The sequence below is a fragment of the Myroides guanonis genome (assembly GCF_900114085.1).
GTDB lineage: Bacteria > Bacteroidota > Bacteroidia > Flavobacteriales > Flavobacteriaceae > Flavobacterium > Flavobacterium guanonis.
Window position 1 is genome coordinate 105007 of sequence record NZ_FORU01000004.1, and the last position, 12365, is coordinate 117371.

The 12365-nt window shown below is 31.6% G+C and carries 11 protein-coding genes; 6 read left to right on the top strand and 5 right to left on the bottom strand.

Annotated elements, in window-relative coordinates:
* The first annotated feature begins 1022 nt into the window (after window positions 1-1022).
* Together BM024_RS05130 and BM024_RS05135 are read left to right on the top strand one after the other, a co-directional pair.
* On the top strand, window positions 1023-1283 hold the full coding sequence (locus BM024_RS05130) for a hypothetical protein (RefSeq protein ID WP_090678387.1): 261 nt from the start codon (window positions 1023-1025) through the stop codon (window positions 1281-1283).
* A gap of 696 nt (window positions 1284-1979) precedes the next feature.
* Complete coding sequence (locus BM024_RS05135) at window positions 1980-2228, top strand: hypothetical protein (protein WP_090678388.1); 249 nt, start codon at window positions 1980-1982, stop codon at window positions 2226-2228.
* Window positions 2229-2538: 310 nt separating this feature from the next.
* Here the strand turns inward: BM024_RS05135 and BM024_RS05140 are convergent, their stop codons facing one another.
* The 4 genes from BM024_RS05140 to BM024_RS05155 all read right to left on the bottom strand — a co-directional run bounded on the left by BM024_RS05140 (window position 2539) and on the right by BM024_RS05155 (window position 5365).
* On the bottom strand, window positions 2539-3033 hold the full coding sequence (locus tag BM024_RS05140; protein WP_090678389.1) for a DinB family protein: 495 nt from the start codon (window positions 3031-3033) through the stop codon (window positions 2539-2541).
* 542 nt (window positions 3034-3575) lie between these two features.
* On the bottom strand, window positions 3576-4004 hold the full coding sequence (locus tag BM024_RS05145; RefSeq protein ID WP_090678390.1) for a hypothetical protein: 429 nt from the start codon (window positions 4002-4004) through the stop codon (window positions 3576-3578).
* A complete protein-coding gene (locus BM024_RS05150; RefSeq protein WP_090678391.1) occupies window positions 3967-5019 on the bottom strand; it encodes a hypothetical protein in 1053 nt (350 codons plus the stop codon). The genes BM024_RS05145 and BM024_RS05150 overlap by 38 nt, the downstream gene beginning before the upstream one ends.
* Window position 5020: 1 nt before the next feature.
* Window positions 5021-5365 (bottom strand): hypothetical protein, encoded by a 345-nt coding sequence (locus tag BM024_RS05155; RefSeq protein WP_090678392.1) that lies wholly within the window; start codon window positions 5363-5365, stop codon window positions 5021-5023.
* Window positions 5366-6486: 1121 nt separating this feature from the next.
* Between BM024_RS05155 and BM024_RS05160 the strand changes: the two genes are divergently transcribed.
* The 3 genes from BM024_RS05160 (at window position 6487) to BM024_RS13900 (ending at window position 8167) form a co-directional block, all read left to right on the top strand.
* Complete coding sequence (locus BM024_RS05160; RefSeq protein ID WP_090678393.1) at window positions 6487-7185, top strand: hypothetical protein; 699 nt, start codon at window positions 6487-6489, stop codon at window positions 7183-7185.
* A 1-nt stretch (window position 7186) separates the two neighbouring features.
* Entirely contained in the window at window positions 7187-7390 is a 204-nt protein-coding gene (locus BM024_RS05165) for a hypothetical protein (protein WP_090678394.1), read from the top strand.
* Between the two features lie 435 nt (window positions 7391-7825).
* Window positions 7826-8167 (top strand): group II intron maturase-specific domain-containing protein, encoded by a 342-nt coding sequence (locus BM024_RS13900; protein ID WP_090678395.1) that lies wholly within the window; start codon window positions 7826-7828, stop codon window positions 8165-8167.
* A gap of 392 nt (window positions 8168-8559) precedes the next feature.
* Here BM024_RS13900 and BM024_RS05175 read toward each other — a convergent pair whose 3' ends face one another.
* Window positions 8560-9447, bottom strand: a complete 888-nt coding sequence (locus BM024_RS05175) for an Rpn family recombination-promoting nuclease/putative transposase (RefSeq protein ID WP_090678396.1) — start codon at window positions 9445-9447, stop codon at window positions 8560-8562.
* A gap of 1127 nt (window positions 9448-10574) precedes the next feature.
* Here BM024_RS05175 and BM024_RS05180 point away from each other — a divergent pair.
* Window positions 10575-12356, top strand: a complete 1782-nt coding sequence (locus BM024_RS05180) for a DUF8202 domain-containing protein (RefSeq protein WP_090678397.1) — start codon at window positions 10575-10577, stop codon at window positions 12354-12356.
* Window positions 12357-12365 lie beyond the last annotated feature (9 nt).

Sequence of the window (12365 nt, forward strand, 5' to 3'; positions counted from 1 at the left end):
TAATGAGCAAAGAAGCTAAGGGAGAATGGTGACAGTATATTAACTTTATGTCATACATACTAAGACACTTACTTACCACCGGTGTGTTTCCCATCTTTTTCCATATAAAATCGCTCACACACCGCTAGCACTACGGCTACAACTGGCTGACACTACGCTTTAGAGTAGAGGGAGACTAGGGGTTGACTAGAGGGAGTCATAGAGTATCTATTTTTTATGATAGACATTCGATCTTGGGAGAGGTGTTTTTGTATTTCTGCATTTTCGCCTTTTCGATATCTAATATTCACATCTAGCATTCACTCTACAACAAAAGCGATTGGCAATTGGCGATTAGCAATTGGCGATTAGCAATTGGAAACAGGCGACTGAAAAGAGTATTGGTCAATCCGCAATCTCATTGTCTGAACTTTGATTTAAAGGATTAAGTGATTCTTATGATTTGGAGACGAGAGTATGAAAAATACGAATATGTGTTGTGTGACTAGTTTAGAGAACAAGCCTATAGTAGAAATTGAGATATATAGATTAGAAAAAAATCATTTTAAATTTTCAGCATTCCGCAATACCAAAAGGGTAGAAGGGAGCTAATTTCGTTAAGAATATCAATCTAAGTTTTGCAAAACATTTTAAGTAGTGATTGAAAATTCTCAAAAACGCAGACATAAAGAAGCCTCGTTGTACAGTAAAATGTGAGTATTAGATTTCTAAGTATCAGACCTATTATAAAAGGTAAGGCGTGAGTACTCACATTATCCGTAATAGAGACACTGGTATACCAACAAACAAGATAAGTGAGGTCATGCCTAGGTCATGAGCCTTTCTACTTATCGTCTTGTTTAAAAAAGTACCAGTTTTCTATTACAAGAGTCAAAGCAATAGCTTTAATATTTTAAAAGTATTGCAAATTACAGTTCTATCAGTAATTCTGCAACAAACATAAACAATTTAAACTATATGTGGAAATATATTACCACAAAATTTCAATAATAATTCTACACTTTGCGGTAAAAGTAAAACATATGCTAGACGATAAAAAGAAGAGTGAGTTTCTAATTAAATTTGGAAATAAGGTTGTTGAGATTAAGAAAAAGAAGAAACTTAGTTTTAGAGATATAGCAAATAACTGTGACCTAGACCATAGTTATATTGGCAAAATAGCCAAAGGAACAGAAAATATTACTTTGGAAACTGTACTTAATTTATCTTATGGGTTGGGAGAAATGCCTAAAGTATTAATGGATTTTTATTTTGAAATGAAAGAAGAAGACATACAAAAGTAAAGGATTAAGATATAATGTCTCTATAATATTATTAAGGATTCTATTCTCTCAAAGAAGTAAAGTCTGAATTTCTTAGACCACAATTAACAGATTTTTTCCAAAAATCTTTCTACCCCACATTATATAGAAAAATAAAACACTAAATTTCAATGGATGATTATTTTGATATCTTTTGATATCATATGATTTATTTTTATTTGTAAGTTGTTTAAAATCAATCTATTGTTTATCCTTAAAAGTGCTTTGTTCGGGAGCTCTTCGAGTATTTCTAGTGTTTACTTGGGCTAGAGGCCCGTTTTCCGAACAAGACCCAAACAAGACCCGAAGGAAAGTCGAAGGAAAGTCGAAGGAGACAGAAATTTGGTGATAGAAATTAGATGACAGGAGACTGATGAACCTGGCTAGCGCAAGCATCTTGCTCGTGTCATATTAGATTATGGTCTAGAAGAACTGATGAAAATAGATATATCGTATTAAGTAATATAGAAGCACAAGCGTGGTGCTTGTGGCAGAGAGGGGAAATTGGAGATCAAAATTATATAGGAGGATATCATCTAGATGAAACTATAGGTCAAACAGCAAAAGAATATGGTACGAAAAAGGATCTTTAATTTAATAAAAAAGAGTATTGTATTAATTTTAGTAATATTTTATTCGTGTAACTCCTCATCAACTTTGTTTTTTAAGAACGATATAATGTGTTGTAAAGGTGTAGAAGATTTTGACTATGAGGATATTGAATTCATAAATAATAAAGAGTTTAAAAAGATAGAAAACTTCATTAAAAAAGAATACAATGCTAAGTCTATCCGAAATATTTATTTTATAAAATATAAAGAATTATACTATTGTGAATTTTTTATATATGATTATTCAATAGAATGTTTGCTTTTGGATAAAAATATGGAAGTTAATTTTCATGATAGAGTTGACTTTGATTGGTGATTTTTTTAATAGATATGTGACCAGATTGTACCTTAATTCCGAGCCATCGAGTATCAGGGATAGATGAATATGAGCTTAAGAGATAGTTTAGGAAATAAGCCCCTCCTGCTGGCGCAAGCATCTTGCTCGTGGCATATTAGAATATTGCAAGAAGTTATTGTAATGGTCTACAAGAACTACTGAAAATAGATATAGTGTATTAAGTAATATAGAAGGCACAAGCGTGTCGCTTGCGCCAGCGGGGAGATTGTAATCTTAAATTTGTAATAGCGGGTTGTTAGATTGATTAAAACCTTTAGACTTAAGATTATTATTGGTTTCTTATTACTCTGTCTAAAATTGCTATTTGACCATTATGCCATGATTGATGTTTGATTAGGGTCATTAATGCTTCATATTTTGTTTTAGCGATTGGATTTGGGATAGACGTTTCACTATTTAATTCTTCCATATTAATTTTATTGATTTCAATAAAAATTAAATCAAAGATAAATTCATATAAATCTAATAGTCCCTCATTATTGGGTTTTTCATCCAAATGCATTGTTGGTAAAGACCCAGGACCATAGAATTTCTTAAAGTCTTGCATATTGATTCTTTCTCTTACTTGCTCATTTACTCCTGAAATAGAAGCTATTCCATGTAAGTAGTTTGCTAATATTAAATGTCCTATTTGCCAATTCATGTTTGTTTCAAGTATCTCTGGAGATACATTCCATTTTTCAATATCAATATTTTTAATAAACGTATCTGTTTTTTCTTTCACTGAGGTTATTTGTTCTTTTATTACTTCAAGTATATTCATGTTGGGTTTGTTTTTTATTAGTAATGTTCTCGTGCAGTTAAACTAATTACCAATCGTTAAATCAAATTAGTTTGCCTGAACTACCATCAAATTTAAAATAAAATTGAATACTGGATTTCAATGATGATTAAAATGAAATCATTTGATTTATTTTTATTTGTAAGGTATTTAAAATTAGTGTTTTATTTATTTATAAAAGTGCTTTGTTCGGGTGCTCTTCGGGAATTTCCAGTGTTTACTTGGAAGTGGCCCGTTTTTCAGGGTTGAGCGTTAAGAAAATGTCTAGTAGACATTTTTAGTGAAGAAGCCAGGAGGCGTGTTGGCTAGAAGGAGACTAGGAGACAGAGACTAGGAGAATGGGGATTGGAAGATGAAGTGAAAGCAACAAAGTTTTGTAAGAAAGGGTTGAAGTCTATTGATTTAGATTTCAACCCTTTTTTAGTTCCTATCAAAAGCTAGGATAAGGTATGGATGAAGAGCATAATGCCTAGTCAAGGTCCACTCAAAGCGCTATCTTTATTTTAAGTGTTAAATGCAACTATTTATCTTGAGTTGGAGGTAATGAAGTCCATAATATTTTCAGGGGTTATGTTTAATATACTGTCTGTTTTTGAGTTTTTTATGTACATAACTCCTAAATGTGGTTCTGAAATAAAGTCATAGTCATGCATTATATAAGTGTTTTTCTTAGTTTTAAAGCTATCAATATCAACAGAGTTGCCAGTATTGTTAACTATGAGTAGTTCATCTTTATCTAACTCTTTATCTTGAACATAGGATATGAATGCATTAAAGCATTTAATACAAGCTATAGAATTTTCATTGATAATATATACCTTCTTAACTTCTTTGGATATTTTTGAACCTATGTTTTTTTCAATATTTTGAATAATCAGGTCTTTTTGTGAACAAGCTATACTTAATGTAATTAAACTAAAGAGTATCAAGTATTTCATAACGTGTTTTTCCATAAATTCTATTTTCGGTTGAACCTAGATAAATTTTATCATTAATTAATAGTATATTATTTGCGTCATATTTTTCTGTATCAAAAGCTCTCTCTTTTTTAAATGAAAAATTATGGTCTAATTCTCGAATTTTTAAAAGAGAAGCGGGAAGATTAACATTTTTAGCCCCTTCATTTTGGACTAGAATGAAATAATAACTGTTACTTGTCTTATTATACATTATGCTCTGTATATATGTTTTGAGGTCTTTTTCATCAATGATTTTGATTTTTTTGGCTAATTCTAAATCCTTATTTAAAATGGAAATATAATTGTCGTGAATAGTGTAGAAGATATGCCCATTTTGGATGCTTAGAGAGCTGTAGTCGAAGGGACTTGCTAAGACAATTGTATCTTTTATATTTTCATGGAATCCTTTTAAACCTAGTTTGAGTTCTTGATTGGATTTGAAAGCATTTTTAAGGTGTAATGCATGAAAACTTCTATTTTGATTCTCATAGAAAAAGTCAAAAGAACCATTATTTGCTTCGATTATGCTATCGTTTGCTTGGTAGTAGATAGAAAATAAAAGGTCGTTTATATTTGGATAGTTAATGGTGTTATTCTTAAAAGGGAAAAAAATATAATTATCCTTTAGGTTCATTTTTTTTTTCAAGTATTCCGTCTTGGTAACCTCACCATGGCGGTCTATTAGATTAATAGTATTTTCTGACCCTAAAGTAAGTAGTATTGAATCTCTGGAAAATACTTTCAAATTGTTTATATCTTCGTTTGAATCGACTTTTAATACTGTAGAGTCTAAAAGAATCCCAGATCCATCAAAGAATTTGATAATCTGGTTGTGACGCGGTTTTAGAAAATAAACTTCTTCTTTATTTGTTTCTTTATTGAAAAACACTCCCCTGTCAATTAGTTCGGTATTAAAACCGATATTAAATTCTACTGTATTTTTATTTTCTTCTACACAAGAAAAGAATAAAAATACAGTAGAAAAACTTATTACTAAGTTTTTTATCATTTTAGTTTGTTTTAAATTGAATTACAAAATCGTTTGACGAATCTCTCTTATTTTGAAATTTATAAAAATAGATATTACTATTATCGTTATGTTCAACAATTAGCTCTAGATTGTTTTGAGCGTATTCATATTTAAGATCTGCAATCGAGATATACTCCTGTAGTTGTTCTTGAGGAACTAGATCTTTTTCCTTAACAATTACTATTTCTGGCATACAGTCTCCAGGTGGGAAAGTACATACTCTTGTTCTTGAATAAAAAGTCTCCCAAGTGTATGAAGATTGTGAAACAATATCTGCTCTTTTTAATACGTAAGAATCGTCAATCTCTGTATTAGGAGAATTCATTTTTGTTTTAGACTGTTGTTCAGTAGATACATTGTTATCTTCTGTAGAACAAGAAGCTAAGGCAATGGATAATAGGGGAATTAAAAAAATTTTTTCATAATGTAAAATATTTGATTGAATAGCTAATGTAATTATTTTTTAATATAAAAGCCAATAATACTCAAGTGTTTTCTCTTCTAAATGATAAAAATGATTGTTTTATATTTGTTATTTTAGTACAATTAGTAATTAAATATTGTTTTATTTTTAAAAAAAAATAAACATTATTAATTGTATTAAATAAAATTAAGTTTTTTTTATGATATAAATTTTGTGTTTATATTGTTAATTGAAACATCTTTTTTTGAAATATTGTGCTGAATTGGTAGATGATTTTTAAATATATATGAATTGACATAACAGAATGAGAAATAGTAGAACTTTTTCTACTAACCATCTTTGAAAGAGTATAGGAAGTAAAATCGAGATTATGAACTCTTAGTAAAAAAACAGAACTCTTACATATTTCTAATAACTTAAGTGTCCTATTTTGAATTGAATCATCATAGAATTGTTTGATTAAAACCTTTAGACTTAATGTTAGTTTATTGGTTTCTCATCACTCTGTCTAAAATTGCTATTTGACCATTATCTCATGATTGATGTTTGAAATGTTTTATATTTTGTTTTAACGATTGGATTTGAGATAAACGTTTCATTACTTAATTCTATGATTTAATTATATTTGTAAGGTGTTTAAAATCAGTGTTTTATTTGTTTATAAAAGTGCTTTGTTCGGGGACTCTTCGGGGATTTCCAGTGTTTACTTGGGCTAGAGGCCCGTTTTCCGAACAAGACCCAAACAAGACCCGAAGGAAACTGGAATTGGGAGACAGAAATTAGATGACAGGAGACTGATGAACCTGGCTAGCGCAAGCATCTTGCTCGTGCCATATTAGAATATTGTAAGAAGTTATTGTGATGGTTTAGAAGAAATGTTGAAAATAGATATAGCATATTAAGTAATATAGAAGGCACAAGCGTGACTGCGCCAGTAGGGGTAAAAAAGATATTCTGATTATAATTGGTATTTGCTTTTTTATTCCGATAAATTTATTAAATTTGAGTTAATTTAATAAAATATGCGTTATTTTTTTGTTTTTTTTATGATTGTGTTATTTGTTTCCTGTTCTAGAGATAATGGTGATGAAACTATTTTTAATAGTAATCAAATACAGAGGGAGCTTGGTAAGGAAGAAAGTCTAATAGATTTTATGAATATAGATCGTTTAGATAAAGATTCATCTATCGCACAAAATTTATTAAATAACATTAACTACCCTACAGAAGATCTTGATCTTGATAATATTAAAAAAGCAACTTATGGTTGGACAAACTTTTTAGTTTTTGAAATACCGTTTAAAATAAATCCAGATAAAAGACTATCGGTTTTTAATATAAATAATGACTATTTAACCACTATAACAGAATTAAATACTATAGATGATAATTTAATATCCGTTATGGTTACTTCAACTGATGAAGAAGTTCTATATCGTTTTGATATGCAAAATGGAGAGAGATTTGCTAATTTTGAAGATGTAAATTTTGGATATCAACTTCAAAGGTTCATATATTCTAACTTCAATGAAATCATAGAAATAGAAGGATATAAATACCCTGCAATGGATAATTGTGGAAAATACAGTTTCAGTGTATGTATGGAATGTGGATATGAGGTGTGTGATCAAGATTGGAGATGTAGAGTTGCTTCATCTGTTTCAGGTCCTCTTTTTGCAGCAGGATTAGCCATTACTTGTGGTATATCTCAAATTTTTTAAAATGAGTAGGTTTTTAATTATTTGGGGAGGGGCTTTAATTTTACTTCTTTTTATAGCTATATATTTTATGGTAAACGGAAGTGGTATTGCTTCTGGACTATTGTATGAGAATTTTATTATTCAGGTTATTTTATTTTTAATAGTTCTTTTTTTAAAGAATATTTTAAAAAAGAAAGTAAAAACTCGTAGTATTTCACATAAATAATGTGATTTACTTTATATTATTAGAGAGTGTATTTTATTTTATACTTTTTGATTTTTCAAAAATTAGTTTTATCGATTAAATCTAATCGCACGGATTTACTTCCCGGCTAGCGCGAGGTGTGCCGTGAATGAATAACAAATATTAACTGTTATTCAATGTCGGATAAAAGATGGTGGTAGGTCCACCGAAATCGCTGTGCAAGCGGGGGTTTCAAACCGCCTCTCGGTGCTAAAGGAGTAATTCTGCGGTATTGAACGGAAAGAGGAAAAGGTTGGCAAGACCAATCAGGTATGAGTAAGAGAGATGAATGCAAATGAACCACTGAAGAAGTGATGAGATAGCGGAACATATTGTCAAAACTATCGTAATAAGGAGAAGTTTGATTTCTTAGGATTTACTTTTAAGCCGCAACCAACAGCTTCCAATCGAGGAGGTATGTTTTTGGGCTACGATTGCGCCATAAGTCAAAGTTCCCAAAGCCGTATAGTAGGCGGATGGAAGCAATGGCGGTTTCACAAGGATAGTACCTTGACTATCCAAAAGATTGCTACAAGAATCAATCAACAAATGGTAGGTGTAATCCGTTACTATGGCAAGTTTAAGCTTTGGTCATTACAGACCTTGGTACGACGATTTCATTTACGTTTAGCCAAATGGGTATTGAATAAGTACAAACGTTTTAAAGGTAGTTACAGTAAAGCATACAGATGGTTGCACACAATAAAAGCAAGCTATCCTACCCTGTTTTATCATTGGCAGCTCTTTAGAACGATGTGATTTACATGACAAGAGCCGTATGAACCGAGAGGTTCACGTACGGTTCTGTGAGAGGCTTGGGCTGAAATGCCTTTGCCTACTCGACCATCCTGCTCGTGACATATTAGATCGGAGTATTGCAAGAAGTTATTGTAATGGTCTAGAAGAAAAGCAGAAAATAGATATAGCGTATTAAGTAATATAGAAGGCACAAGCGTCACGCTTGCGCCAGCGGAGGCAGAAAAGCAAAAAGCGATTAGCCAATTGTGATGCGTGAACAAGGATGAGGTAATCAGGGGACTGAAAAGAGCGAAGCCAATGGCGATTCGATTTCCGAATATCGAAATGTATAAGCATAAAAAAAGCCATTTGAAAGACTCAAACAGCTTTGTATTATAAGTTAAGAAATCATACTATAGTTTTTCAATTTCATCAACAGATAGACCTGTAACTTCTGAAATATTCTCAAGAGTCATTCCCATAGCTTTTAATTTAACAGCTAAGGCACGTTTCTCAAGTTCAATTCCTTTCTCGATTCCTTTTTCCATTCCTTCTTGGAATCCGATTCGCTCTTGAGTTAAACGAATGCTCTCAGCATCGCGCTTCCTCTTTAAACTTGCTTCATATGAAATCATATCTTCCTTATTTAAATTAGCAACTTTTCCTATATCAAAGATAAGACCAAATACCCTGATATCCAAACAGGAAGGTATTTTATCGAACTTGCTTAAGTTTTTTAATGTATACATCCACTGATCCATATAACTCGTAACTTCAGCTTCTCCTTTCCTGAAGTTAGGAATAACTAGAAACTTAAATCCCAACTTATCGTAAAAGATTTCTTTGGTTTCCTTTTCTAATAAGGCTACATCATAATAGTATTTATCCGGGTGTAATTTATCTAATTCAAATTCCAATACTCCAATGAAATAGACTTCAGGCAATTCATAAGTATTGCCCTCAACGCCACGTTTAGCTAATCTATTAATCAACCGCGATATATAAAAAACGGTGCGATCCTTAAAAAAGTCTTGACTAATTTGCTGCATCTCTATGATAAAATGCTCACCGTCTTCTCCTGTGCAATACAAATCAAACACTGCTTTGCGATCCTGTTCTAAATCTCCGTCCTGCTCTACAGATTCGTAATGCAAATCCTTTATCACTTTTTCTCCTTCGAACAAACTGTTTAAAAAGTTTATCAAGTTTAATTTGTATTCCTCTCTTCCAAAATAATACTTGAAACCCCAATCCGTATTAAAACTTACATATTTACCTAAATTGTTTTTTGACTTACTCATATTTACACTTTAAACTATTAAAAATAAGCATTTTAAAAACATTTAATCAATCTAACTTGCTATAAATCATAGCAAAGTGATCAGAAATAATTATGTCACAAATGGTGTTTTTTACTAAGAACTTGCAAGTCTTGACAGATTGTGGAGTTTTGAGGTTTTGAGGAAGATTATGTCACTTTTGGTTAATCAGTGAACTATTAACTTTTCCCAATCTCAACAAGCCGAGTAATAAAAAAAAAGTGACACTAGATTTCAAAAGATGATTAAAATGATCTCGTTTGATATAATTTGATTTATTTTTATTTGTAAGGTATTTAAAATCCATATTTTATTTATTTATAAAAGTGCTTTGTTCGGGGACTCTTCGGGGATTTCCAGTGTTTACTTGGAAGTGGCCCGTTTTTCAGGGTCGAGCGTTAAGAAAATGTCTAGTAGACATTTTTAGTGAAGAAGCCAGGAGGAGTGTTGGCTAGAAGGAGACTAGGAGACAGAGACTAGGAGAATGGGGATTGGAAGATGAAGTGAAAGCAACAAAGTTTTGTAAGAAAGGGTTGAAGTCTATTTATTTAGATTTCAACCTTTTTTAGTTCCTATCAAAAGCTAGGATTAGGGTTGGATAAAGTGTGAAATGTTTAGTCAAGGTCCATTAAAGGTCTATTTAAAGTTTACTTAACAAATGAAGGTTGAATGGACCCTAAGTATAGTTTTAAAGAAGGTTTAATACTTTATAGTAGAGATATCTGTGAAGACTTCTGGGTAGTAGGGGAATGGGGACTTCGCTCAAAATAGTTTTCGGAATGACGTTTAACGATAAGATTGTCGATAGTAATACCAGTATAGTGAACTGAAGAAATTAACGTTAAAATGCAGAGTTTAAAAATAGTTTCTGACAATTGTATTGGTTGTTTTTTTAAGATTTTACAGACTGTAATCTTAAATGTTTTTTATGGTATTTTTTTATAATATTCCTATGTTTTTAGCGGTATATGAGGTTATTTTAAATTTAATTGAGAGTAGAGATATATTTTATTTTTTCATTTGTATGTGTAAGTTTTTATAATTTGATTTTTTTAGTAAAAAATTAAGTTTAAATTTGATTTAACTTTTGTTAATAAAAATTAAAATACATGGTTAAAAACTACTTCTTTACTACACTAACGCTTTTATTATTTTTCTGTTCTCATTTGGTTGGTGCGCAGAATACTTTTGAAAAAGACCAAACGAAATTATGGGTCAAAAGTTTTGCGAAATCGGAAGACAAAAAAGGTGTTCTTAACTATTATCTTCCCATTAGTTTTTCTAAAGATTTTCCAATGTTGAACAAAAAGTATTCGAGTTCTAAGTATACTTATGTTTTCTATGTTGTTAAAACAGATGAATCCAACAAGAAGATTTTTTCACTTTATAACTCTGGTGAATTACACAGTTTTTTCACCGATTCTATAAAATCTACTAGAAATATTCCTATTGACCTAAGTGTTTTTGGAAAAGGTTCTATGGTGAACTTTAACTTTTACAACAAGGATTTTGCAAAGACTAAAGAAGGTATCTTTTATTTGGAAAATAACGATGAAGTAAAAAACATAGAGTTTTACGAGGCTATCGTATGTTCTACTTGCTCTCTTCCACAATCGAGATTGGAGATTCAAACCTATCTAGCTCTAAAATATGGAATCACTTTAGTTCAAAAGGGAAATTATTACGCGAGTGACAGCAGAAAAGTGTGGGATGAAGCAGCAGATGCAAAGTTTAATAATAACATCATAGGGCTAGTCAAAGACTCTTATTTTGCATTGAATCAAACGGCTAGTTATAGCAATGTCGATTCCACATTGGTGGTAAAAGCTAAAAACGCAGCGAGTTGGACCGATTATACCTATGCGGTTCTTGGAACGGACAACGGAGAAAAGGTTTTTGATTCTTCTACGGGTAAGTACAAAAGAAAATGGTTGATGCAAAACAAGGGGGATAGCAAAGTCATCTTTGATTTGGACTTGTCAATCACACCAGAGGAAGGGATGGAATATTTGTTGTTTCAAGGAAACGGACAAACTTTTTATCACGATGAAAACGACAGCTTAAAACTGAGTTTTAAAGACATCGAGATTCAAAGCAATGAAAACTCTTATTTCTCTTTAATGGTTAAAAAACCGTTTAACCTGAAATTTAAAGAAGAGGAAAAAGGCTTTAATAAGAAATATACTCTAACTTTTAATGAAGCAGGGAAAGCACCTTTTTCTATCACAGCTCAGGGTGAAGAGGGTTCTAATACCCATTCTTTTGTCTCTAATAGCTCTACATTTGATTTGAGCGGTTTGCCTAAATCGACTTATTCTTTTTCAGTAACCGATGCAGCAGGACAAGTTGCTAGCCTAGAAGGAAAGTTTATCGACGAACAAAAGCAATTGATTTCCTTAGAAGAGAATTACTTTTTAGAGCCGGGGAAAAATATGGAAATAAAACCGACTCTAGATGCAGCACTACTCGCTAAAAAACTTTCTTATAGCTGGTATTTTAACGATAAGGTTTTATCTGAGCAACCGAATTTGATAGTGAACCAAAGCGGTGCTTTTGAATTAAAGGTAACGAGTGCCGATGGAAAAAGTGAGTCGTTTCCTTTTACAGTAACGAGTCTTCAGGCATCAGCATCAAAAGTTTCAGAGTCGGGTTGGATTGTCAGTCCAAACCCAGTAGATAGAGGACAGGAGTTCACTGTTACCTATTTCTTTGACTATACGAACGAGGTGGATTTTTACATCTATACTCTAGAGGGAAAATTCATCCTTCGCGATCGATTGGGCAGTGTGAAAAACGCCAAGTATAACTATGTCTTAGAAGGTGCCACGACCTATGTCTTGGTAGCTGTTATAAACGGAAAGACATCAATGCAACACCTGATCGTTAAATAATCATCTTAC